We start from the raw sequence: 25252 nt of genomic DNA, 5'->3' as shown, positions 1-25252 counted from the left end.
GGTCCGGCCCGCGCCCGACCACCGACCCGCCCGCGACACGAGGACCCCACCATGCCGGATCAGCCACTCCCACGCCGCGTACCCGTCGCCGTCGTCGGGCTCGGCGCCCTGCTGCCGGACGCCCGTGACGTCGAGCAGGGATGGCGGCTGATCCTCGGCCGCCGGAACCTCATGCGGGACATCCCGCCGACCCGGTGGCTGCTCGACGACTACTACCACCCCGTCCCCGGCACCCCGCAGAAGGTCTACACGCGCCGTGGCGCGTTCCTGCCCACCGTGGACTTCGACCCCATGGCCTACGGCATCCCGCCGCACAGTCTCGCGTCGACGGACACCGCGCAGCTGCTCGCCCTTCTGGTCGCCGAGCAGGTCCTGCGGGACGCCGCGGACGGCGGTGCCGTCCGGCCGGACGGCGATCGCGTCGCCGTGCTGCTCGGCACGGCCGCACTGGGACTCCTGACGGAGTCCAACGCCCCGACGCAACGGCCGGTCTGGCTCAAGGCCCTGCGGGAGCACGGCCTGCCCGAGGCCGAGGCGCGAGCCGTCTGCGACCGCATCGCCGCCCACTACCCCGGACCGACCGAGGATACCTTTCCCGGTCTGCTCAGCAACGTCGTCGCCGGGCGCATCGCCGCCCGCTTCGACCTGCACGGCACGAACCACACCACCGACGCGGCATGCGCCAGCTCGTTCGCCGCCCTGTCCATCGCCCTCGACGAACTCTCCCTGGGCCGTGCCGACCTGGTCGTCACCGGAGGCGTCGACGCGACGAACGACATCGGCATGTTCTGCTGCTTCACCACCACCCCGGCGCTCTCCCCGACGCAGGAGTGCCGCCCCTTCTCGGAGGACGCCGACGGGACCATGCTCGGCGAGGCCGTGGTGATGTTCGCGCTCAAACGCCTGGCCGACGCGGAACGCGACGGCGACGGCGTGTACGCGGTCATCCGCGGCCTGGGCAGTTCCTCCGACGGGCGCGGCACGGCCATCTACGCGCCCAGGGCGGGGGGCCAGGCACTCGCCCTGCGCCGGGCCTACGAGGAAGCGGGCTACGCACCCGCCACCGTCGAACTCGTCGAGGCCCACGGCACCGGCACCAAGGCGGGAGACCAAGCCGAGTTCGCGGCCCTGAGGGAGGTGTTCGCGTCGAGCGGCCGCGCCGGCCGGCAGTGGTGCGCCCTGGGGTCGGTCAAGTCCCAGATCGGCCACACCAAGAGCGCGGCGGGAGCGGCCGGCCTGCTCAAGGCCGTCCTCGCCCTGCACCACAAGGTGCTGCCACCGACCGTCAACGCCGATCGTCCGCACCCCGGCCTGCACATGGAGACCAGCCCGTTCTACCTCAACACCCTTACCCGCCCGTGGATCCGGGCCGGTGACACCCCGCGGCGCGCGTCCGTTTCCAGCTTCGGGTTCGGCGGCAGCAACTTCCACGCCACGCTGGAGGAGCACCGGGCTCCGGCTCCGTCCCGTACCCCCGCCGGCTCCCGGCCGCGCCTGCGCACCGCGCCGACGGAACTTCTGCTGCTCTGCGCCGGATCCGCCGACGAGCTCCGCGAGCGGGCGGCGGACCTCCGGCGGGCCGCGGACGAGGCCGGCGCCCGCCCGGCGCACGGTCTCGCCGACCTGGCCCGTCGTACGCAGGAGGACTTCCGGCCCGACGCGAGCCGACGGCTCGCGGTACTGGCCACCGACACCGCCCGGCTCGTCGAGCAACTGGACCAGGCCGCCGTGGGCCTGGACACGGGGGAGACCTCCTCCCGGCCGCTCGCCCTGCACTGGGGAGCGGGGCCGCCCGAGCCCGGCCGCCTGGCCTGGCTGTTCCCCGGCCAGGGAGCCCAGTACGTGGGCATGGGGGGCGACCTGGCGGCCCACCACCCCGGGGCGCTCGCCGTCTGGGACGCCGTGGGCGGGACGGGCCCCGAGGGAGCGGACCCCGGGGGAGCGGGTCCCGACGCGGTGCCGCTGCACCGCGTGGTCTTCCCCCCACCCGTACCGGACGACCGGCGCGCCGCGCAGCAGGAGCTGCTCACGGCCACCGAGTGGGCGCAGCCCGCCCTGGCCGCACACAGCCTGGCCCTGCTCGCCCTGCTGGCGGAGTTCGGCCTCCGCCCGGACGCGGTCGCGGGCCACAGCCTCGGCGAACTCGTCGCCCTGCACGCGGCGGGCGTGTACGACGGCGAAACGCTCATGCGCCTGTCCCGCGCCCGCGGCGAGGCGATGCGCGACGCCGGGGCCGCGACGCCGGGGGCGATGCTGGTGGTCCTCGCCGGCCTCCCCGAGGTCAGGGAAGCGCTGACGCGGTCCGAAGGGGAGGACGTGTGGATCGCCAACCACAACGGTCCCCGGCAGACGGTTGTCTCGGGCACGCCCGAGGCTATCGCGACGGTGGCGGCGCGGATGGAGGCCGCCGGCACCGCCACCGTGCCGCTGGTCACCTCCGCCGCCTTCCACAGCCCGCTTGTCGCCGCCGCCCGGGCCCCCTTCGCCGCAGCCCTTGCGACTGCCACGCTCTCGCCCCCGGGCCCGGAGGTCTTCTCCAACACCGACGCCACGCCCTACCCCGCCGCCGCCGAGGAGATCCGCGCCCGCCTGGCGGGCCACCTGACCGAACCCGTGCGCTTCACGGAACAGATCGAGGCCATGTACCGGTCCGGGGTGCGGACCTTCGTCGAGGCCGGGCCGGGCACGACCCTCACGGCGCTGGTGGACCGGATCCTCGGCGACAGGCCCCACCTGGCCGTACCCCTCGACCGGCGCGGGACGCACGGTGTGACGGCCCTCCAGGACGCGCTGGCCAGGCTCTCCGTCCACGGGATCCCGCTGGACTTCGCGCCGTACTGGCAGCACTACGCCATGCCCCGCCCCGCAGGCCGGGAACGCGCGCCCAGGATGACCGTACAGATCGACGGCGGCAATTACGGACGGCGCTACCCGCCGCAGGACGCGGCCCGGGAAGCCGCGGAACGGCAGGGGAGCGCAAACCGGCAGGGGAGTGCGGGCCGGCGGAAGACCGCGGACGAGACCCCCGGACCCACGCGGCCCACCGGGCCCGGCGCGGCCGTCCCGCCGGCACCTCCCGCGCCGCCGCCCTCGGCGGTGCCGCCCGCTGTTGCCGCACCGCCTGCCGGGCCCGACGCGGCGCCCGCACCACCCGGCGTTTTCGACATGCCCGAGGCGCCTGCGCTGCCCGGCGTCCCGGCTCCGACCGTGACGCTGTACGGGCCCGGGCCCGGGCCCGAGCCGGTTCCGGCGCCGTTCCCCGTACCGCCGGACGCGTACCCGTCCCCACGCCCGCCGACCGGCGAGGACGACGCCCGGATCACCCTGATCGAGGATGCCCAGCGCCAGACCGCCGAAGCCCACGCCGTCTTCCTGCGCTCCATGAGCGAGGCGCATCAGGCGTTCCTGAGGATGTCCGAGACGTCCTTCGCGGCGCTGGTGGGAACCGCGCCCGGTGAGCCCGCGGCCCCGCTCCCGGAGTGGCCCTCCGGCATGCCCGGGGCATCCCCTGCCACGTCCCCGGCCGCCCGGCCGGACAGCACGGCGGTTCCCGGTCCCGCCGCCCCGGCACCGCCGCGAGCCGTCCCGCAGGCCGCCGACGCGGCCACCGCGCCCGGCACGGCGGAGTTCGACCCCGCACTGCTGGAGGAGACGCTGCTGGCCGTGGTCGCCGAACGGACGGGCTACCCGCCCGAGATGCTCGACCTGGACATGGAGCTGGAGTCGGAACTGGGCATCGACTCCATCAAACGCGTGGAGATCCTCTCCGTGCTGCGCCAGCGGACCGGGGACCTGCCCGAGATCCAGGGCGACCCGGTGGAACTGGTGTCGCTGCGGACACTCCGGCAGGTCGTCGACAAGATGCGGGAGGCGGCCGGCGTCACCGCCGCACCGGCGCTCGCTCCCGGCCCCCCTCCGGCGCCGGAGCTTCTTCCGGGTCCCGCCTCGGCGCCCGGACTCCCTCCCGGGCCCGCCGCTCCGGCGCCGGGCCCGCCCCCGGCCGTCCCGGGGCGCTACGCGCTGCGCGCCGTCCCCGCCCCGCCCACCGGCCTGGCGGTGCCCGGCCTGGGCGAGCACGTCCTGCACGTGGTCGACGGGGGCTCCGGCCTCGCCGCCCTCGTGGCCGGGCTCCTGGGCGAGCGGGGAGTCCCCGCCGAGCCCGTCCCGGAGCCGCCGCCGGAGAGCCGGGCGGTGCTGCTCCTGGGCGGCCTGGCCGAGGACCTGACGGTCGACGCCATGCTGGAGGTCCAGCGGGACGCTTTCCGGGCGGCGCGCACGGTGGCACCGCGGTTCGCCGAGGAGGGCGGGGTGTTCGTCACCGTGCAGGACACCGGCGGGGACTTCGGAGCGCGGGGCGCGCGGGGCGAGCGGGCCTGGCTGGGCGGCCTCGCGGGACTCGTGCGGACGCTCGCCGGGGAATGGCCCGGGGCCGTGGTCAAGGCGGTCGACTGCGCGCGCTCGGGCCGTTCGCCGCGGGCCGTGGCCGACGCCGTCGTCGGGGAACTGCTCCACGGGGGGCCGCTGCTGGAGGCCGGCCTCCCCGCGGACGGGAGCCGGGTGACGGTGGTGGCCGTCCCGGCCCCGCCGGGGGCGGAGGACGGCGGCCCGGGCCCCGACGACGTCCTCGTCGTCACCGGTGGCGCCCGCGGGGTGACCGCCGCCGCGGTGACGGCGCTCGCCCGGTCCCGGCGGCCGCGGCTGGCGCTGCTGGGCCGCACCGAACCGGCCGACGAGCCCCCGGGGCTGCCACCGGGGAGGGACCGGCCCGCCCTCGTACGGGCCCTCGCCGCGCGGCGGCCGGGCGCGACCCCGGCCGAACTCGCCGAGGAGGCCCGTCGCGTCCTCGCCGTCCGCGAGATCAGGGAGACCCTCTCCGCGATCGAGGAAGCGGGCTCACCCGTGCGCTACGTCCCGGCCGACACGCGGGACCCCGGTGCCGTGCGAGCCGCCCTGCACACCGTGCGCACCGAGTGGGGGCCGGTCACCGGCATCGTCCACGGCGCCGGAGTCGTGGCGGACAAACGGATCGCGGACAAGACCGACCAGCAGTTCGACGACGTCTTCGGCACCAAGGTCTCGGGGCTGCGCGTGCTCCTGGACGCGACGGCCGACGACCCGCTGCGGACCCTCTGCCTGTTCTCGTCCGTCGCCGGCTGCTTCGGGAACCCGGGACAGAGCGACTACGCCATGGCCAACGAGACCCTCCACCAGGCGGCGGCCACCGAGGCGGCGGCCCGCCCCGGCTGCCGGGTGCGCTCCCTGGCCTGGGGCCCCTGGCAGGGCGGCATGGTCACCCCCGCACTGGCGGACCACTTCGCGGCGGCCGGAGTGCCTCTCCTGGACGTCCCGGCCGGCGCACAGGCGTTCGTCGAGGAACTGACCCGCCCGAGCGATGACGACCGGGTGCTCCTCGTAGCCGTGCCCGCCGGCGCCCGAGCGCGGGAGGAGCTCCCCGCCGTATTGCCGCCGACCGGACTGCGGCACCCACAGGCCGCCGGCGCGCGCGTCACCCCGGCCACCCACCCGCACCTGGCCCACCACGTCCTCCGGGGCAGGACGGTCCTGCCCCTGGCCCAGTCCCTGGAGTGGATCCTCGCGGCTGCCCGCGCCTGGAACCCCGCCGCCACCCCGACCCTGCGCGACATCCGCGTCCTGCTCCCGGCCTCCTGGGAGGCGACGGACACCCAGGACCGGGAGTTCACCCTCCACGGAACGAGCGGGACCGTGCGGCCCGGCTCGCTGACCGTGGAACTGCGCGGCGCCGGAGGCCGGGTCCACTGCCGGGCGCTCGCCGCCCCCGCCGACGGCTCGGCGGGCGCGGTCCCGCCCGTACCGGCGGAGACGCACGACCCCGGCCTGCCGCCCTGGCCTCACGCGCGGATCTACGACGGGGAACTGCTCTTCCACGGCCCGCTGCTGCACGCGCTGGCGAGCGTCGAGGGGGTGGGGCCGGCCGGTGCCCGGGGCACCCTCGCCGGCCTGGCCGCACTGGGCTGGCCCGGCGACACATGGCAGACCGACCCGGCCGTCCTCGACGGGGCCCTGCAACTCGCCGTGCTCTGGGCACGGGAAGCCCTCGGACACGCCACGCTCCCCATGGCCGTCGGCACCTTCCGCCCGTACCTCCTGGGTCCCGCGCCGGGGCGCGTGACCTGCCGGGTGCTGCCGGTGCGGGTGGCGGGCGACCACGCCCGGTGCCACCTGCGGCTGACGGACCGGGACGGAGCCCCCTTCGCCGACCTGCTCGACGTGGAACTGGTCCGGCGGCCGGACGTACCGGCGGCCGGCGACAGCCGGGGAGGCGAGACGTAGATGACCTTCGAACCCGTCGCCGTCGTGGGACGCGGGTGCGTACTGCCGGACGCGTCGGGCCCGGAGGAGTTCTGGCGGAACCTCCTGGACCGCCGGGTCAGCCTCCGGCCCGCCCCACCGGACCGCTGGGGGGTGCCGCTCCCCACCGGTGGGGCCACCGCGTCCGGACCCGGCCACCCGCACCGCCCCGCCACCGGCACCGGCGGATTCGTCCGCGGCTTCGCGGATGCCTTCGACCCCACCGGATTCGCCCTGGGCCCCGCGGAGATCCTGCGGCTGGACCCCCTCTTCCACTGGGTCCTGCACGCCGGACGCCAGGCCCTCGCCGAGGCCGGGCTCCCCGCCGCCGCACCCACCCGCTCGGGCCTGGTGCTCGGCAATCTGTCCTACCCCTCCACCGCCGCCGTCCGCCACACCGAACACGTCTGGCTGTCCGCCCAGGACCCCCCGGTACGGGACGCCCTGCTGGCCGCGCTGCCGCCCCGTCCGCACGCCTTCAACCGCTTCTCCTCCGGGCTTCCGGCCCTGCTCGCCGCCCGCGCGCTGGGGCTGGAGGGCGGCGCGTACGCCCTGGACGCCGCCTGCGCCACCTCGTTGTACGCGGTCAAGCTCGCCTGCGACCGGCTCCACGACCGGTCGGCGGACCTGATGCTGGCGGGCGCCGTGAGCCGTTCCGACGCCCTGCTCATCCACGGCGGCTTCGCGACGATGGGCGTGCTCAGCCCGACCGGACGCAGCAGGCCGTTCCACCGCGAAGCCGACGGCCTGGTACCGGCCGAGGGGGCGGCCCTGTTCGCGCTCATGCGACTGGCGGACGCCGTGGACCAGGGACGGCAGGTGCTCGCCGTGGTGCGCGGCATCGGCCTCGGCAACGACGGCCGCGCCTCCGGACTCATCGCCCCCGACGCCGCGGGGCAGGAACGCGCCGTGCGCGCCGCCTACGTCTCGGCAGGGGTACCACCGGAGTCCGTGGGCCTGCTGGAATGCCACGCCACCGGAACGACCGTCGGCGACGCCGTCGAGGTCCGCGCGGCAGGCCGTGTCTTCGCCGCCCACCCCGCCCTGCCGGTCGGGTCGGCGAAGGCCAACGTCGGCCATCTGCTGACCGCGGCGGGCGCGGTCGCCCTGCTCAAAGCGGTCGGCGCGGTCAGTGCCGGGGTCCGGCCGGCGACCCCGCACGACGGCACCGCCACGGCGCTGGACGGGCAGCCGCTCCGGCTCGTCACGGAGCACGAGGACTGGGCGGGGCCGCGCCGCGCCGCGGTCAGTGCGTTCGGCTTCGGAGGCACCAACGCCCATCTCGTCCTGGACGCCTGGGACGCGCATGTCCCGCCGCCCCTCCCGCCGCCTCCTGCCACGGCTCTCCGGCGGCATGCCCCCGTCGCCGTGGTCGCGCTCGCGGTCAGGGCCGGACGGGACGGGGACACAGGTGACTTCCACGCGGCCGTGGGCTTCGGGAGGCCCGTCGGGGAACCGCGCGAGAGCGTCGGTCTCGCCCTGGAGGGCCTGCGCTTTCCGCCCCTGGACCTCCGGGAGAGCCTGCCCCAGCAGCTGCTGGTCCTCGACGCCGCACGAGAAGCGGCCCGTGGTGTGACCATGCCGCCCCCGCGCACGGCCGTCGTCGTCGGGGCGGGAGTCGATCCGCAGGTGGGCAGGCACGCCGGACGACTGCGCATCGACGCCCTCTGGCAGCGTTCCGGACTGCTCCGGCCGCCCGGCCCGCGGGACGGGCTCGGGGACGCTTTCACACCCCCCGGCACGGCCGCGGGCGTGGTGGGGGCGATGATGAACATCACGGCCAACCGGATCAACTACCAACTCGGCCTGGAGGGCCCCGGGTTCACCGTCTCGGCCGAGGAGGACTCCGGCACCGCCGCCCTCGCCCTGGCCGCCCGCCTCCTGAGGGCGGACGAGGCGGACGCCGCGATCGTCGGAGCGGTCGACCTCGCGCACGACCCCGTGCACCGGGAAGCCCTGCGGGAACTGGGCGTGGACCGGGCGCCGGGGGACGCCGCGGTCGTCCTCGTCCTCAAACGGCTGCCGGACGCGGAGCGGGCCGGGGAACCGGTCCTGGCGGTCCTGGACGAGACCGAGTCCGGGCCTGAGCCCGAGTCTGAGCCCGGCGACGGCCCGCCCGACCTGCGGGTGAGCACCGTCCCCCTGGACGGCACGGAGGAATGCTGCGACAACTCCGCGCTGTTCGGCACGCCGCACGCCGCCGCCGGCCTGCTCGCCGTCGCGACCGCCGTCACCGCCCTGCGCCACGGAGTCAGGCCCCGGCCGGGCCGGTTCGCCGAACTCGATGCGCGATTGCGTACGGCCGAGGCCGTCGTCCCGGTCCTGGAGGGCCCGCGACGGCGGGTGCGGCTACGCGCCGCGCCCGCCCGGCGGCACGGACAGGTCGCCTTCGTATACACGAACGGTTCCGCCGCCTACCCCCGCATGGGCCGGGAGCTGACCCTCGCCCTGCCGGACCTCGCCGAGGCCGTCCGGCACCGCTGCGACAACCCCGAGGACGTCCCCTGGCCGCCCGCGGACTTCGCCGACACGGGCGTGCTCGGCAGGATCTGGGCCACCACCCGGCTCGCCGCCCTGCACACCCTCGTCACCCGGTACCTGCTCGGCCTGCGTCCCGACGCGGCCATCGGCTACTCCTCGGGCGAGACCTCCGCGCTGGTCGCCCTGGAAGCCTGGCCCGACGCCGCCGCCCTGGCCGAGGACGCCCGGCGCGGCGACCTGCTCACCCGCGACGTCACGGGCGAGTACCGGGCGGTCCGCCGCGCCTGGCGGGCCAGGGGCATCACCGGGCTCCGCTGGCGGAACTACCTGCTCACCGCGCCGCTGGAAGAGGTCCGGGAGGCCGTCGCCGCCGAACCGGCCGTGCACCTGATGGCGGTCAACGCCCCCGGCGTCTGCGTCGTCGGAGGCGAGGAGACCGCCTGCGCCGCCCTGGTACGGGACCGCTTCGCCCACCGGGCGGTCCGGCTCGACTACGACATCGCCGCCCACGCCCCCGAACTGGAGGCGGTCCGCGACGCCTGGCACCGGCTGCACCGCCGCCGCACCGTGCCCGTCCCGGGCGTCCGCTTCTACCGGGGCGACACCGCCGAACCGTACGTGCCCACCGAGGAGAGCGCCGCCGACGCCATCACGGCGCAGGCCACCACGACGGTGGACTTCCCGGCGGTGATCGAGCGGGCCTACGCCGACGGCGTCCGCGTCTTCGTCGAGCACGGCCCCCTCTCCCTGTGCACCGACTGGATCGGCCGCATCCTGCACGGACGCGAGCACCTGGCGGTCGCACTCGACGAACCCGGCGGCCGGGCCCTGCACCGGTTGCACCGGTCGGTGGAGCGCCTGGCGTCCGCCGGCCTGTGCGACCCGGCCCTCCTGCTGAGCCTGCTCGGCCGGACCCGCACGGACCCCGGCGCCGGACGCCCCGGAACGCCGGTGGACCGGACGCTGCGCGTACCGGCCCACCCCCGCGCCGTCAGGCTGCCCGCACCGGACACCGCCGGCACCGTCATGCGGCCGGCACCGGACCTGTCCCCGGTGCTCTCCGAGGTCCCGGCGGGAGGGGAGCGGGCCGCCGGGCCGCCCGCGCCGCCGCCCGACCCGCCCCCGGCGGCTGGCACCGCGGCCGTCGCACGGCACCGCACCCGGGTCACCGCCCTGCACCGGCAGTACCTGACGGAGCTGACCGCCCTGCACCGGCGGTACCTCGAGGGCCGGCACCTGCTGGGCAACGCCGTTCCCCGCCCGTCGGCCCGCCCGCGTCCGGGCCCCGCACCGCTCCCCGCTCCGCCGCCGCAACCGGCTCTGCCCGGGCCCAAGTTCGACCGGGCCCAGCTGGAACGCCTGGCGGACGGCCCGGTCTCCGAACTCTTCGGCCCGCTGTTCGCCGCCCAGGACGGCTACCGGCGCCAGACCCGGCTGCCCGGGCCGCCCCTGCTGCTGGTGGACCGCGTCACGGGCATCGCCGCGGCACCGGCCTCCATGGGAACGGGAACCATCTGGACCGAGACCGATCTCAGGCCGGATTCCTGGTTCCTCGACCACACCGGCCGCGTCCCCGGCGGCCTCCTGGCCGAGGCCGGCCAGGCCGACCTGCTCCTCATCAGCTGGCTCGGCGTCGACCTGCTCAACCGGGGCGAGCGCGTCTACCGGCTCCTCGGCTGCGAAGCCGCCTACCACGGCACCATGCCCAGGCTGGGACAGACCCTGCGGTACGAGATCCATGTCGACGGCCACGCGCATCACCGGGGCACGCGGCTCTTCTTCTTCCACTCCGACTGCTTCGCCGACGGCGAGCACGTCCTCAGCATCCGCAACGGCCAGGCCGGATTCTTCACCGACACCGAACTGGCCGCGGCGGAAGGCATCCGGTGGACCCCCGGCACGGTCCCGTCCCCGGACCTGCCGTTCGAACCGGTCACCCCACCACCCACCGCCGCCCGGTTCGGCGCCGAGGCCGTACGGGCCTTCGCCGAAGGCAGGCCCTACGACTGCTTCGGACCCGCGTGGCACACCACCCGTGCCCACCTCCGGACGCCCCGCATCGACGGCGGGCGGCTCCTGCTCATCGACGAGATCACCGCGTTCGAACCGGCCGGAGGCCCGCTCGGCCGCGGCTATCTGCGCGCGGAGCTGCGACTGCGCCCCGACGGCTGGTACTTCGAAGGACACTTCAAGAACGACCCCGTCCTCCCCGGCACCCTGATGAGCCACGGCACCCAGCAGGCGATGGCCTTCTACCTGGCCGCGCTCGGGCTGACGATCGACCGGGACGGGGCCCGGTTCGAGGCGCTGCCCGGCGTCACGGCCGTGTCCCGCTGCCGCGGCCAGGCGACCCCGGCGAGCCGACGCGTGGTCTACGAGATCCACGTCGGCGGCCTGAGCACCGGCCCGGAACCCGTGCTGTACGCGGAGGCCATGGTCAGCGTGGACGGCGTCAACGCGTTCCACGGCCGGAACCTGGCGTTGCGCCTGGTGCGGGACGCCCCGCTGGACCACTGGCGGGAGCTGGGGCCGCACCGTGAGCAGACCACCGGCGCATGCCTCGAACCCCGGCTGCTGGGCGGCCTCGCCGGCCACCGCGAACGCCGTCCGGTGGCCACCGAGAACGGCTTCGCCTTCGACTACCCGTCGCTGCTCGCCTGCGCCTGGGGGCGCCCCGGCCAGGCATTCGGGCCGTGGGCCGCCGTCCTGGACCGGGCGGCGACGACGATCCGCCTGCCCGGACCGCCCTACCACTTCATGAGCCGGATCGCGTCCCTGGACGCGCCCCTGGGAGAGCCACGGCCGGGCAGTGCGGTCGTCGCCGAGTACGACGTGCCGCCGGACGTCTGGTACTTCGAACAGAACGGCAGCGCCGTGATGCCCTGGGCGGTGCTGATGGAAGTGGCGCTGCAACCCTGCGGCTGGCTCGCCGTCCGCACCGCCGACGCCTCCATCGCCACGGGCCCCCGGCTCGTCTTCCGCAACCTCGACGGCACCGCCCGTCTGCACGAGCAGGTGCGCCCGGGCACCCGGACCCTGCGCACCCGGGCAGTGCTGTCCGGCGCCGTCCGGCACGGGGACACCACGATCGTCTCCTTCGCCGTCGACTGCACGGCCGACGGCGCGCCCCTGCTGACCGTGACCTCGTCGTTCGGCTTCTTCCCGCAGACCGCCCTGGACCGGCAGGTCGGCATTCCCCCCGACGCCGACGAGCGCGCGCGGTGGGCCATGCCGTACGACCCGGGCGCCGACCTCACAGGGCGGCGACCGGACGGGGGCGCGCGGCTTCCCGGCCCCATGCTGCGGATGCTGGACCGGGTCACCGGGCACCGGCCGGACGGCGGCCCCGCGGGCCTGGGCCGGCTGCGCGCCGAGAAGGCGGTGGACGCCGGCGCCTGGTTCTTCAAGTCGCATTTCTTCATGGACCCGGTACAGCCCGGCTCCCTGGGCGTGGAGGCGATCGCCCAGCTGCTGCAGTTCCACCTGCTGAGGACCACCCCGGCGGCGGCGATCGCCGCGGGCACCCTCGAACCCCTGACGGGCAGGGAGTTCACGTGGCGGTACCGCGGCCAGGTCGTCCCCACGGACCGGCAGGTCACCGTCGGCATCGACATCACCGAGGAGGGCGAAGACGAACAGGGACACCACGCCCTGGCCGACGGCCGGCTCTGGGTGGACGACCGCCGCATCTACCGGGTACGGGGGCTGGGCATGCGACTGGGCCGCGCCTGAAGGGCCGTTTGTGTGCCGCGCCGTTGCGGGTGCCGCCCGCGGTCCCTCAGCCGAGACAGAACTCGTTGCCCTCGATGTCCTGCATCAGGATGCACGACTCATTGTCCTCATCGGCAAGGAGCGGTCGGCGAGGACGCCGGGCATCGGCTCAGGGGTCCGCCGCCGGTCGCGTTCGCCCTGGACCGGACCCGCCCCGGACCAGCGCGCGAAGCCAGCCCAGGCCGACGAGGGTGACCACGACGAGGCCGCCCACGGAGAACAGCGTGAACAGGTGCCTCTGCTCGGCGGTGGGGCGGGGCACATAGCCGTCGGCGAACAGCCGGGCCTCCAGAGACGTCCTGGTGAGCAGGACGACGAGCAGCACGGCGATGCCGTGCACGGAGTCCCACAGGGCGTGCAGGACGGCGACGCCGAGATAGGTGACGACGACGGGCGCGGGGAAACGGAACCGGCCGCCGGGCTCCCGGTGGGCGAGGAGCACACCGCCGGCGACGGCGGTCCACAGCCCATGGCCGAACGGGGCGAGCAGACCGCGCAGGATCTCGGTCTCCACCAGCGCCCGCAGGTCGAGACCGCCGGCGGTGACGGCCGCGTTGAAGGCGTACCCGGCGCTCTCGAACGCCGCGAACCCGAAGCCGACCGCCGCTCCCAGGACGGTGCCGGCCCGCACTCCGCGGACCCGCGGGCGACGGCGCAGGACGAGCATCAGAGCGATGAGCTTGACCGCCTCCTCGATCAGCCCGACGCCGAGGAACAAGCCGACCGACGGATGCAGCAGATAGGTCTCCAGAACGGATGCGCCGAGTACGCCGAGCAGGCCGCCGATCGCGAAGGAGCCCATCAGGAGATCCGCTCCCAGGCCGCGGCCGTCCCGCTCGTAGGCCCACAGCGCGAACACCGTCGGCGTCAGGAAACTGCCGAGCAGGATCACCGTGGGCAGCAGGTTGGTGTTCCGAGTGCCGTACGTGACCACGACCGTGACCAACCACAGCACCAGCCCACCCACCAGGCACCGCAGCCACAGACGGCTCCGCGGCGCCGGTGCACCCACCCGCGGAACCCCGGAAGGCGGCGAGGGCCCGTCGGGGGTGGAATGCTCCATGGCCGCTCCTCTGGGACATGCCGCTGCCCGGCACCCGGGCCGGGGGCGAGAGCACCGCCCGCACGGCCAGGACACCATGTGAGGCTCGCCCCCGCGCGCCGGGCGAGGCATTCTCGCGAACGGGCGGGCCGGGCCGAAGCCCCGGGCGGGCACCGCGGGAGCCGCCGGACCGGCGCGTGCCGGGGGCCGGGTCCGTCGGGCGACGACCCGGCCCCTTCGGCGGTGGTGGTCAGACGCGGTCGGCGGCGATCAGGACGTACTGGAAGGAGCCGTCCTTGTACGAGTTGATGAAGGCATCCTCGATGCCGGTGACCAGGGACGACGTGGCTCGCAGCTCCCAGTAGGGCAGGGCCGCGGGGGTCAGGTCGACGACGGCCTGCGGTACGAGACGGTTGTCGGCCATGGCGCGCAGGTACTCCCGGCGGGAGTGGATGTTGCACTCGAAGTGCGCGTTGATCTGGGAGATCAGCTTGGACGGCTGACCGTACCGCGGATTCCAGCACCCGGTGATGGTCACATAGCGGCCGCCGATCGCGAGGATGCGGGAATGCTCGGCGAAGAGGTCGTGCAGGTCGACGTACATGCTCGACTCGTTGTTCCACGAGGCCGCTGCCTGCCCGGTCTCGAAGGGCGTGTTGAGCATGTTGCAGACGCGGGCGTGGACGTGGTCCTCGATGCCGAGTTCGCGGGCGCGCCGGTTGCCGAAGTCGGCCTGCTTGGCCGACAGGGTGACGCCCTCGACGCGGCAGCCGAAGCGCTGGTGGGCCATGACCATCGAGCCGCCGCGGCCGCACCCGGCGTCCACGAGCGTGTCCTCGCGCCGGACGGCGCCGAGGTGGTCCAGAAGGAGTTCGGCCTGCGCCGACTCCAGCCGGTGGAGCTCGGCGATCAGTTTCTTCTCGTACTCGCTGTCCTCGGAGTCACCGAGGGCGGCGTGATCGATGTCGCCGATGCCGTAGTGGTGGTGGTAGAGGCCGTCGACGTCACCGAGACGCAGGTTCACGGGCCTGGCCTCATGGTCCCAGTAACGGGCGATGTCCCCTTGGTAGGGCGTCGTCGGGGCGGGGACGAACACCGGGGTGGCGGGGGCGACGTGATGGGTGCTGGACACGGATGCGTACCGTCCTTACCAGAAATCGGGCAGGCTATAGCGATAGGTGTTGGTCTGGTGCCAGTAGTGGTTGCCGTCGACCCACACGGCCACTCCCCGCAGGAAGCGCAGCACGCTCGGGACGGGGCAGGCGGCGGCCACGGCGGCGGCTTCGGCCTCGAAGTCGTGCATGAGGCCGTTGTGTACCTCGACCGCCTTCAGATAGGCGTCCCGCTCGGAGAGGCCCTCACGTTCGGCGATCACTACGGGCAGGTTCAAGTGCCGACCGGGACTGGCGAGTTCCTTGGTGTAGGAATACAGGTCGTTGACGATGGTGGAGGCGTTCCCGGCGAGCGCGATGACCCGTTGCATGTCGGGCCGCGCATGGAGGTCCGCCGGCAGTTCGTAGCCCCCGACGGTATCGGTGATGGTGGGGCAGGGGCGGAAGTTGTTGAACTGCCGCATCGCCAGGTATTCCCACACCTCGGGGACGTGATCCGCCTGGGCCCAGGCCGCCTCGGCGAGGTATCCCATGTGCAGACGGGCCATGTCGTGCCGGAAGCGGTCGGCCTGGGACGGGCTGGCTTCCTGGAGCAGGTACTCCATGGCGGAACGGTAGGAGCGCCGTGGTGCGTCGGAGTGGAGCGACCGCGCCCACTGCGGCTGGTACTCCGGCGTCGTGTGGAGGGCGTCGAGAGCCGTGTGCGCCAGCAGCAGGCGCCCACCGAGGCCGATGGGTGAGCCGCCGTGGTCCTCGCAGTAGCAGTCGTCGACCGCGTTCTCGGCCACCATCAGTCGCGCGGCGAGCATCAGATGGTCGACGGTGGGAGCGTCCGGATGGCAGGCGACCATGTAGCGCCCCACGGAGAATCCGTCGAACTGGTCCTCCCACTCCTCGGGATACAACTCGACCTCGTCCAGCGCCCATGCCTTGATCCTGCGGCTGACCTCCTCCACCCGTACGGGATCGGGCTCCGGCACCGGGTGGTGGTAGAGGCCCGGGATGGGGTTTCCCGCCGTCGGTTTCCCCGCCTCCTCGGCCGCCTCGGGTGCGGGCGCCGGGGGCTCCTCGCGCGGGGCCAGGCGCAGGCCCGCCGTACCCAGCCCGGTGGGACCGCGCAGGATCAGCTCCAGGCCGGGGCTCGGCCGCCCCACCGCGGCGGCGTCCTCCCGTACGTGCCCGGCGGCGACGCCGTCGTCCGGGCCGTCGTCGGGCGGGGCCACGGCTCCCGTGCCGGGCGCGGGGAGGAAGGGCAGCGCGGGCGAGGAAGGCAGGAAGGGCCGGGCGCCGTCGGCGGCCGGCTGGCTCGGCTGCAGAGGGGAAGGCCGGGTGTCGGGCATCCGTAACTCCTTAGACTCCTCGGTGACTCGGGTGGACCGTCCCGGATCCCGGGCGTGCTCAGTGAGAGTGGTGACCGGCGTATGCGCGTGCTCACCGGCGAAAGAGGAAGAAGTGGCTGATGGCCGGGAATCCGTCCGGATCCTGGCTGGGGAACAGTAACGGCCGCACGCCCACCCGCCCCGGAAAAACCATAAATATTACCCCGATGCGGTGACCTTGCCTCGTATGACGTTTGCCCGGGCGGCCGACGGCATTCGGACCCGGTCGAAAACATGCTCTGCGGGTGAATCGGCAGGGGAGAGAGGGCGGTTGGGAGTCGATTGCCGTAGGAGGTGGCGGACGTCGGCAGGCGGTCACGCACGGGCCGGGTGCCGCGCACCCGCCGCTCGCCGTGCCGTGACAGCGCCTGGCCGGTGGTGATTCCGGTGTCGCGGAAAACAACGTTCAGGCCGGTACGGGGGAAAGGGCTCGCGGTCGCCCATTCAGAGGAATTCGGACACCTCGACAGGTAGCCGTGCGAGGCGGTGGGTATCCGCGTAGCGTCCGACCCTCGGCCTGTCGGGCGCCCTCCGAGATGTCGCCTCGAGACTGGAGCACCCGCGATGGAGCCCGGTGCCACCGTACGGACCTGTCATTTCGCCTTCGCCGACGCGCTCGAATTCGACCCGCAGCTCCGGCACCTGATGACGGAAGAGCCCGTCTCCCGCATCCGCATGCCCTACGGCGAGGGCGACGCCTGGCTCGTCACCGGCTACGAGGACGTGCGCACGGTCACCACGGACCGCCGTTTCAGCCGCGACGCCGTCGTAGGCCTGGACTACCCGCGCATGACACCCGAGCCGAACAACCAGGCCGGGCCCCTCAACATGATGGACCCACCGGCCGGCAGCCGGCTGCGCCGCCTGATCGCCAAGGGCTTCACGCCGCGGTGTGTGGACCGCATGCGGGAACGCGCACAGCGCGTCGTCGACGGCCTGCTGGACGGCCTGGAGGAGAGCGGCTCCCCGGCAGACCTCGTGCGGCACATGACGTCGTCGCTTCCCATGACGACCATCTGCGAGGTCTTCGACATCCCCGAGGAAGAGCGGCCCCGGCTGTGCTCCCACGCCAGGACGATGACGCACGGCGGATCCGCCGGCCGCGAGGACGCGAAGCGTTCCCAGGACGAGCTGCGCGCCTGCTTCTCCGAGCTGGCGGCGCGGCGCCGGGCCGACCCCGGCGACGACCTGATCAGCGCCCTGGCCCGGGCCCGCGACGGGGACGAGTTCCTCGACGACCGGGAACTGGCCGCCATGGCCGTGCTCCTGTTTCTCACCGGCCAGGAGCCCACCTCGTACGAGCTGGTGAACATCTCCTACACCCTGCTGAGCCGCCCCGAGTTGTACGCGAGGCTCCGCGAGCGACCCGAGACGCTCCCCCGGGCGCTGGAGGAACTGCTGCGGTTCATCCCGTTCCGCAAGGAGGGCGTCGGGATCCCGCGGGTGGCCATGGAGGACGTGGTGCTGAGCGGGGCGAGGATCAAGGCGGGTGACATCGTGCACGTGTCCTACCTGACGGCTAATCGTGACGCCAATAAATTCGACCGGCCTGACGAACTGGACCTCGACAGGCCGAAGCCCGCCCACATGACCTTCGGCTGGGGCTCCCACCACTGCCTCGGCGCCCCACTCGCCGCCATGGAGCTCCAGGTCGCCTTCGGCACGCTGATCAAGCGATTCCCCGGGCTGCGGCTGGCGGTGCCGGCCGAGGAGGTCCGGTGGAACACGGGCTCGATCTGGCGCCACCCCGTGGAACTGCCCGTCGCCTGGTGACGGCACCGTCCGCTCACCCGGGAGCGGACGGCGAATCACTCCGGCCCCGCGAGCTCCCGGCGGGCCAGGAGCCGGTACGCGTCGGTCACGCGGGCGCCGGACGGGAGGAGCCCGGCCAGGTGGTCGGCGGCCTTCATCGCGACGAGCAGGGGCAGCGCGCCGAGGAACACCGCCTTGCGGGCGTTCCTGCGAAGCCGTGACGGCGCCGTGGGGAACCAGGGGGCGTCCGGGGCGGGAGCTGCGTTGTGGAGGCGGAGGTAGGTGGAGTACAGGAGATTGACGGGGCCGTTGAAATTGCAGCGCTGCTGGGCGACCACCGTGAACCCGAGGCCCTCCAGGTGGCGCCGGAGGTTCGCCAAGGGCATCAGATGCAGGTGCTGCGGCTGGAACCAGGGCATCCACCAGCGGCCCAGGGCGCGGCCGAACCGGCACTCGGGGTCGGGAACTTCGATGAAGAGGTGGCCTCCGGGGCGTACGACCCGGGCCGCGGCCCGTAGCTCCCGCTGCGGATCGATCGTGTGCTCCAGGTAGTGCTGCATGCTGACCATGTCGTAGGCGTCGGCCAAGGTGGGTGCCAGATCGGCGAACAGGCCGCGGTGGGCGCGGTCGATCCATCCTCGCCGGGCGGCGAGTTCGACGCCGTTGCCCCGGTCGAGGCCGTCGAAGACCGTGCCGGGGAACCGGTCCGCGGCGGCCGCGCAGAAGTGGCCGTGCCCGGTGCCGACGTCCAGCCATGTCTTCGGCCGGACATGGCGGGCCGCGAACGCGGCGCGTTCCTCGTACGCCCGCCGCAGGCTCGCCCAGGTCTCCCCGGCGCGTTCCTCCCAGTAGCCGTCGTAGAAGTCCCGGTAGTAGAAATCCAGACCGTCCTCGTTCAGCCGCGGGTTCTGGAAGATGTGGCCGCAGCCGAGGCACTGGTCGAGGGTGAACCTTCCCGGCTTGCGCTGCAGGAGGTCCGTGGTGTGCAGGCGGTGACGGAGGCGCCCGGCGTCACACCAAGGGCAGGTGGTCCGGGGCGCGCACAGGAAGCGGTCCACACCCTGGGCGAGCGCGGCACGGTAGGAAGCCCGCTGCTCGGGAGTGGGGGGCGGAGGGGAAGGGAGCATGGGTGAACTCCTGGGGGAGGAGGGGGGATCCGGAGGTGGGGCGGGAGTCCTGTTCACCGGGCCCGGGAGTCCTGTTCACCGGGCCCGGGCGCGTATCGCCGCGGTGCGGGCCGCGAGTCGTCCGAGGTGCGAGGCCGCGGCGGCGGCGCCTCCCGCCGCCCGGAAGGATTCCCCCACGCCCCGGGCCGCGGCCCGGAACCGCGGCTCGCCGAGGACGGCGTCGAGGGCCGCTCCGATCCGGTCGGCGGTCGCGTGCCGGAACCGGACGCGCAGCCCGGCTCCCGCCCGGACCACCTGGGAGGCGATCACGGGCTGGTCGTACCGGACGGGTGCGACGACGAGGGGCAGTCCGTGCCACAGGGCCTCGCAGACGGTGTTGTGGCCGCCGTGGCAGAGCACGGCCGAGCACCGCTCCAACAGGGTGAGCTGGGGCACGTGCGGCAGGACGAGAATTCCGTCGCCGGTGTCGCGCACGGTGCCGGACGGGTCGGCGATCACCGCTTGGACCGCGCCGGACCGCTCGCGCACCGCGGCGGCGCAGGCGGGGAGGAAGCGGGCCCCGGCGTCGCCGCTCACCGTGCCGAGCGTGATCAGCACGGTGGGACGCGCGCCGTCCAGACGGTGCCAGGGGAAGCCGCCCGCGCGGGGGCGTGGGGCGAGGGACGGCCCGACCAGCCGCACCTGCGCGCCGAAGCGCCCGGCCGGGCCCGCCAGCGCCTCGGTGGTGAACATCAGGACGAGGTGGTCCGAACGGCGCGGGTCGGACCGGTCGTTCCGTACGCCCACGCGTCTTCGCAGGTCCTGGATCCGTCCGTCGAGCCAGGCCCGCAGCTGCGGCGTGCCGGCCAGCGCGGTGGACTCCGCCGAGGTCGTCGCCGAGGTGGCCCAGGGGATCCCCAGCCGTTCGGCCACCAGACCTCCGGCGAGGGCCTGCTGGTCGGCGACGAGCACATCCGGCCGGAATTCCCGTACGGCGGCCAGGACCCCGGGGGCCATGGCCTCCGCGAGCGGTTCCAGACAGTGCTCCCACAGGGACATCAGTGCCGCCGCACCCTGCTGTTCCGGGGGCGGGGACCACGCGTCGGGAGCCGGTGCCCGCGGATCCACCGCTCCCCGGGCCGCGCAGGGGAACACGGTGGCCGACGCTCCCACCAGCGGTTCCACGGCGTACGGCGGGCCCGCCCAGGCGACCCGGTGGCCGCGCCGGACCAGTTCCGCGGCGACGCCGATGGTGGGGTTGACGTGTCCCGCGAACGGGGGCACGACGAACAGGAAGCCGCTCATGACCCGCTGTGCCTCACGTCCGGTGCCCCGCCGTTCCCGCCGCGTCCCCCTGGAGGCACGAGACGACGTGGTCGACGAGGTCGCCGACCGTGAGGTACATGAGCTGGCTGAGGTCGAGTTCCGCGAAGTACTCGGCCATGTTCACCCGCTCCCCGTAGGCCGTGGCGAGCCGGCCGCCCAGGTCCGCGAAGTCGATGCTGACCATGTCGAGGTCCTCGTGGAGCAGGGTCTCCCTGCCGACCTCCCCGTCGTGGAAGTCCTCCACGGGCTCCCCGAGAACGGCGCCGATCATTTCGAGGACCTGTGCGAGCACCTCGGCCTCGGCCGTGGGGCCTGTCGGCGCCGTCCGTTCGTCGTTCATGCCGTCCTTCCTTCCTGCGTCGGTTCCTGGATCGGTTCCCGGCTCGGTTCCTGGGCCGGTCCTTGGGCCGGTCCGGCGATCGCCGGACCGGGCGCTCCGTCCGCCGTGCCCGTCGTCCATGCCACGACGTAATCCCTGGCCGGCAGGCCCGGAGGGTTGCCGACGAGTCGGCACCGCACGGACCAGGTCCGTCCACCGGCCGCCACCACGAGCCCCTCCGGGCGGGCATCGAGCACCGTGAAGTCCCGGGGGCGGCCCCGCAGACCAGTGCCCTCCGCCTTGGCCACGGCCTCCTTCGCCGCCCAGAACCGGGTGAACCACAGGGCCTCCGGTTCTCCCGTTCCCGCGCACGTGGAGGTGAGCAACCGGCGTTCCGTCTGTCCCAGGGCGAAGTCGTGGAGGTGCCCGGGCCGGTCGGTGACCTCCTCCACATCGATGCCTACACCGCCGGTCCCGCCCGGTCCACGCCGCCGCACGAGGGCCACACCGGCCTCGGCGCGGTGGGCGAGCGACACCTCCAGCCCGGGCAGGATCCGGCCGTGCACCCCGGTGACGTACGGTCTGCCCCGTTCGTCGTTGCCGACCTGGATCTCGGCGGGGAAGACCGGCCCTTCGCCCCGCTCCCACAGCAGCCGCCGTACCGCGTCCTTGACCGCGATCCGGCCGAGCAGCCACCGCTCACGGGCGTGCGGAGGCTGCCGGTCGTGGGCGAGCCGTTCAGCGCGGCCCAGATGGTTGCGCATCACCAGGTCACGGGAGGCGCTGTCGTGCCAGAACCGGTGGATCAGGTGCCACCCGCCGGGTTGCGGCCGGGAGAGGGTGTGGCGTTCGGGGAAGCGTTCCACTTTGATGGTCTCGGGCAGATTGTCGAAGCGCCGGTCCTGCCAGCCGGTGAGCTCCGCCCACACCCGGCCGCCCGTGACGAGCCGTACGTCGGCCTCGAGCACGGTGTCCGTCAGCGAGACGATCCTGATGAGGCACTCCACCGGGGTACCGGGCGCGGGGTGGGGGCCGTGGAACCGGATGTGCCGGATGCCCGTGGGGAGCACGGCGACCCGCTCGGTCCGGCTCGCCATGATCCAGTAGCCGATGAGCTGGCCGGCGTTGTCCAGCAGGGCGCCCGGCGTGGCAGGGGCGGAGATCACGCCGCGCACGTGCTCCTCACCGATGGCCGTGATGGCGGTGACGCCCTGGAACGACGGGCCGTGGAACATCCAGCGCTCGTCGTAGAGCTGGGCGGCCGTGTGCTCGGGTACGCGTTCGGCCGCCGGGTCCGGGCGCCACCCGTCCCCGGCGGCCCGCGGGTAGTGCGGCGCGAGCTCGACGGTCGCCCGCGCGCTCCGGCCGAAGGAGACGTCGAACCGGTCGGCGCCGTCCGGCGACGGGGTTCCCGTGACGCGTACGTCGACGGGTTCGGCGGCGGGCACCCACTGATCGAACCGCACATGGTGGACGGCGACCGCCCGCATGCCCGGGACGGCCTGTTCCGCCGCGTGGGTGAGGTGGTGGACGATGGTGGTGCCCGGCACGACGGGCCTTCGATCGTCCAGATCGGGCCAGCCGGGCCGTTGGTGGATGAAGCAGTGGTCGCGCAGGTACGGCATCGCTTCCATGGAGATCCGCAGCACGGTCTCCCACCCGTGGCCCGGTGCGGCGGCACCGATCAGCTCGGCGGCGGTGGCGGCCGTCTCCCGGATGAGCGCGGCGAGTTCACCTGCGGGCGGGAAGCGCCCGGCGGCCTCCTCCAGCGCGGTGACGCACCGGCCGACGGGATCGGCGCCGGGGTCACCGGGCCCGCCGGAGCCCGGGGCGGCGGTGCGGGCGAGCGCGAGGTCGCGGCGCAGCTCCGCCAGGTCCGGCCCGCTCAGGGAGACGAGCGTGCTGCCGAGGGCGAGCCGGGTCGGCGTCCGGGCCACGGCGGTGGCCCCGGCCGGGCGGGCCGGCCGGTGGGCCGGGTCGGTTCCCGGCGCGGGCGGCAGGGCGGGGCCGGTTCCGGCGCCGTGGACCCACAGGGCCAGAGCCACCCGGCGGAGCTGGGCGACGCCGTCCCTGCGGGGCGAGTTGGCGGCCACGGCGAGGTGTTCCCTGCCCTCCAGCGTGGCGGAGACGAGTGAGGTGAGCCGGCCGGTGCCGACCTGGACGAACGCGCGGAATCCCACGTCGTGCAGGGAGCCGACGAGCGAGCGGAAGCGCACCGGCTCCAGCAGGTGCCGGACGAACAGCTCGCGTACCTCGGCCGGGTCCGTGGGATACGGGGCGGCGGTCGTCGCCGACCAGAGCGGAACACGGGGCGGCACCAGCTCCAGCCGCTCGGCCTCCGCGGTGATCGGCTCCAGCCACGGGGCCAGCATGGGGGTGTGGAAGCCCGACCGGAACGGCAGGACGCGCCCGAACACGCCCTCGGCGCGCAGCGCCCGGACGGTGTCCTCGACCTGGGGCCGGGGGCCGCAGATCATGCACTGCTCGGGAGCGTTGTCATGGGAGAGGACGACGCGGCCGTCCCCGCGCGCCGCCAGCGCGGCCCGCGTCCGTGCGGCCGAGGCGCCCAGCACCGCGAAGGCGAGAGAGGGCACGCGCAGCCGGTCGGGGTCGAAGGCGGCCAGGAGGCCGTCGACGGCCTCCCGCGCGTACATGCCGGCCATCGCCATGGCGTTCCATTCGCCGACGCTGTGACCGGCGAGGGCGTCCGGGACGACGCCCATCCTCCGTAGCGCGTCGTCGAGGAGGCGACCGAGGGCGAACACCTCGATCCCGTGCCGCCCGACGTCGCCGACCGGCGCTCCCGCCCCGGGCGGGCGGCCGGTGGTGGGCGGCAGGCCGAAGTATTCGGCGATCCCGTCCGTCCGGGGCGCGAACTCGGCCTCCAGGCCGGGGAAGACGAACGCGACCCTGCCCGTGGTGCCGGGGCCCAGGAGCGGGGCGGGTGCGTACCAGATGTCGTTGCGGCCGCGCCAGGGGCGCCCCGCGGCCACCACGCGTGCGGCCAGCGCGCGCCGCTCGGGGGTCGGGGCCACGACGCCGAGCCGGACCGGGCCGGTGCCGCGCGGTGCGGCCGCCGCCGGGTGGTTCTCCAGGACCAGCAGGTCCGCGAGTTCCCCCGGGGTGTCCGCGGCCAGGGCCAGGACACGCTCGGGTTCGCCCGCACCGGTCGAGGGACCGGTGCTCCGGCGCCTCCGTACGCCGGTGGCGGGCGGCGCCTGTTCGAGGACGACATGGGCGTTGACGCCGCCGAAGCCGAAGGCGTTGACGGCGGCGCGGCGTACGGCCGGGCCGGGCCCGCTCTCCCACGGCTCCGCCGTGCCCGTGACGCGGAACCGCGTGCCGGCCAGTGCCGGATGCGGCTCGTCGCAGTGCAGCGTGGGCGGCAGCACCCCGTGGTGGACGGCGAGGGCCGCCTTGACCAGCCCGGCCGCTCCGGCGGCCGGCATGGTGTGGCCGATCATCGACTTCACCGACCCGAGCACGGCCCGGTCGCCGTCCGTGGCGGGTCCGAACGCCTCGGCCAGGGTGGCGAGTTCGGCGGCGTCCCCCGTCGGCGTCGCGGTGCCGTGCGCTTCGAGGAGCCCGAGGCAGCGCGGTGCGCGCGGGTCGAGGCCGGCGGCTCGCCACGCCTGCCGCACGGCCCGTACCTGGCCGCCCGGGTCCGGGCTGAGGAGCCCCGAGGCGCGGCCGTCGCCCGATACGCCGGTGCCGCGGACGACCGCGTAGACGCGGTCGCCGTCCCGCTGGGCGTCCGCGAGGCGTTTGAGGACCACGACGGCCGACCCCTCGCCGATCAGGAGGCCGTCGGCGTGCCGGTGGAAGGGGCGGATGCGCTGGCTGGGCGAGAGGGCGCGGAGCTGGCTGAAGACGCTCCACAGGGTGATGTCGTGGCAGTGGTGGACCCCGCCGGCCAGCATCACGTCGCAGCGGCCGGAGGCGAGCTCGGTGACCGCCTGGTCGACCGCCACCAGGGACGAGGCGCACGCGGCGTCGACCGTGTACGCGGGGCCGCGCAGGTCGAGCCGGCCGGCCGTCCGCGAGGCGACGAGGTTGGGCACGAGGCCCGCGGCCGCGTCCGGGCTGTCGGCACCCAGCCGGCGGGTGAACGCGGCCCGTACCCGGTCGAGCCGGCCGGGATCCAGGTCGGGCAGCAGCTCGCCGAGGGTGCGCGTGAGCTGGTGGGCGAATCCCACGCGCTGGGTGAGGCGGGCGAGCCCCGCCCCCATGTAGTTGCCGCGGCCCAGCACCACGCCCACCCGGTCCCGGTCGGGCAGCCGCCCCTCGCCACCCGCGTCGGCCACGGCGGCCGTCGCCACGTGCAGCGCGAGCAGCTGATCGGGCTCGGTGCCGGGCACGGCGGCGGGCATGACGCCGGACCGGGCGGTGTCCACCACGGCGAACTCGTCGACGAATCCGCCCCGCCGGCAGTACACGCGGTCGGCACCACGGGCACCGGCCGGGTCGTAATAGCAGGCGTCCCACCGTTCCGGTGGGACGTCGGTGATGGCGTCGGTGCCGGCCGTCAGGTTCCGCCAGTACGCCTCCAGGCCGGGGGAGCCGGGCAGCAGCACGGCCATGCCGATGACGGCGACCGGAGGCATCGGCGTGCGCGGCATCGGTGCGTACGGCGT

Annotated in this window: 10 protein-coding genes and 1 pseudogene; 3 read left to right on the top strand and 8 right to left on the bottom strand. The window is 74.6% G+C overall.

The genetic code is table 11. The features are described 5' to 3' along the window. Nucleotides 1–51: 51 nt before the first annotated feature. Complete coding sequence (locus tag AF335_RS17415) at nt 52–6312, top strand: type I polyketide synthase (protein WP_102919325.1); 6261 nt, start codon at nt 52–54, stop codon at nt 6310–6312. Beyond that, on the top strand, nt 6313–12543 hold the full coding sequence (locus tag AF335_RS17410; RefSeq protein ID WP_102919324.1) for a type I polyketide synthase: 6231 nt from the start codon (nt 6313–6315) through the stop codon (nt 12541–12543). A gap of 46 nt (nt 12544–12589) precedes the next feature. Here AF335_RS17410 and AF335_RS35695 read toward each other — a convergent pair. The 4 genes and pseudogenes from AF335_RS35695 to AF335_RS17395 all read right to left on the bottom strand — a co-directional run. Then, nucleotides 12590–12670, bottom strand: a pseudogene (locus AF335_RS35695) (VOC family protein); the annotation flags it as partial. A gap of 21 nt (nt 12671–12691) precedes the next feature. Continuing rightward, nucleotides 12692–13645 carry a PrsW family intramembrane metalloprotease gene (locus AF335_RS17405; protein WP_102919323.1) on the bottom strand — a complete coding sequence of 318 codons (954 nt, stop codon included), beginning with the start codon at nt 13643–13645 and terminating at the stop codon, nt 12692–12694. Between the two features lie 229 nt (nt 13646–13874). Further along, complete coding sequence (locus tag AF335_RS17400; RefSeq protein WP_102919322.1) at nt 13875–14756, bottom strand: geranyl diphosphate 2-C-methyltransferase; 882 nt, start codon at nt 14754–14756, stop codon at nt 13875–13877. A gap of 15 nt (nt 14757–14771) precedes the next feature. Then, nucleotides 14772–16076 (bottom strand): family 2 encapsulin nanocompartment cargo protein terpene cyclase, encoded by a 1305-nt coding sequence (locus AF335_RS17395; protein ID WP_102919321.1) that lies wholly within the window; start codon nt 16074–16076, stop codon nt 14772–14774. Between the two features lie 603 nt (nt 16077–16679). Here AF335_RS17395 and AF335_RS17390 point away from each other — a divergent pair. Beyond that, nucleotides 16680–17888: a cytochrome P450 gene (locus tag AF335_RS17390; protein ID WP_102919320.1), complete on the top strand. Its 1209-nt coding sequence runs from the start codon at nt 16680–16682 to the stop codon at nt 17886–17888. A 35-nt stretch (nt 17889–17923) separates the two neighbouring features. Here AF335_RS17390 and AF335_RS17385 read toward each other — a convergent pair whose 3' ends face one another. The 4 genes from AF335_RS17385 to AF335_RS17370 form a co-directional block, all read right to left on the bottom strand. Next, nucleotides 17924–18994, bottom strand: a complete 1071-nt coding sequence (locus AF335_RS17385) for a class I SAM-dependent methyltransferase (protein WP_102919319.1) — start codon at nt 18992–18994, stop codon at nt 17924–17926. 75 nt (nt 18995–19069) lie between these two features. Then, entirely contained in the window at nt 19070–20278 is a 1209-nt protein-coding gene (locus AF335_RS17380; protein ID WP_102919318.1) for a glycosyltransferase, read from the bottom strand. A 13-nt stretch (nt 20279–20291) separates the two neighbouring features. After that, entirely contained in the window at nt 20292–20639 is a 348-nt protein-coding gene (locus AF335_RS17375; RefSeq protein WP_102919317.1) for an acyl carrier protein, read from the bottom strand. After that, complete coding sequence (locus tag AF335_RS17370; RefSeq protein WP_211304108.1) at nt 20636–25237, bottom strand: type I polyketide synthase; 4602 nt, start codon at nt 25235–25237, stop codon at nt 20636–20638. Before AF335_RS17370 ends, AF335_RS17375 begins: the two co-directional genes overlap by 4 nt. Nucleotides 25238–25252 lie beyond the last annotated feature (15 nt).

It is taken from the genome of Streptomyces eurocidicus (genome assembly GCF_002891295.1).
In the GTDB taxonomy this organism is placed as follows: domain Bacteria; phylum Actinomycetota; class Actinomycetes; order Streptomycetales; family Streptomycetaceae; genus Streptomyces; species Streptomyces eurocidicus.
Note: the sequence above shows the minus strand (reverse complement) of the source record. Positions and strands in the feature narration are given on the sequence as shown.

Excerpts from the sequence above, each read along its gene's own strand:
- AF335_RS17415 (WP_102919325.1), top strand. The coding sequence starts at position 52 with ATGCCGGATCAGCCACTCCCACGCCGCGTACCCGTCGCCGTCGTCGGG.
- AF335_RS17410 (WP_102919324.1), top strand. The coding sequence starts at position 6,313 with ATGACCTTCGAACCCGTCGCCGTCGTGGGACGCGGGTGCGTACTGCCG.
- AF335_RS17405 (WP_102919323.1), bottom strand. The coding sequence starts at position 13,645 with ATGGAGCATTCCACCCCCGACGGGCCCTCGCCGCCTTCCGGGGTTCCG.
- AF335_RS17395 (WP_102919321.1), bottom strand. The coding sequence starts at position 16,076 with ATGCCCGACACCCGGCCTTCCCCTCTGCAGCCGAGCCAGCCGGCCGCC.
- AF335_RS17390 (WP_102919320.1), top strand. The coding sequence starts at position 16,680 with ATGGAGCCCGGTGCCACCGTACGGACCTGTCATTTCGCCTTCGCCGAC.
- AF335_RS17385 (WP_102919319.1), bottom strand. The coding sequence starts at position 18,994 with ATGCTCCCTTCCCCTCCGCCCCCCACTCCCGAGCAGCGGGCTTCCTAC.
- AF335_RS17380 (WP_102919318.1), bottom strand. The coding sequence starts at position 20,278 with ATGAGCGGCTTCCTGTTCGTCGTGCCCCCGTTCGCGGGACACGTCAAC.
- AF335_RS17375 (WP_102919317.1), bottom strand. The coding sequence starts at position 20,639 with ATGAACGACGAACGGACGGCGCCGACAGGCCCCACGGCCGAGGCCGAG.
- AF335_RS17370 (WP_211304108.1), bottom strand. The coding sequence starts at position 25,237 with ATGCCGCGCACGCCGATGCCTCCGGTCGCCGTCATCGGCATGGCCGTG.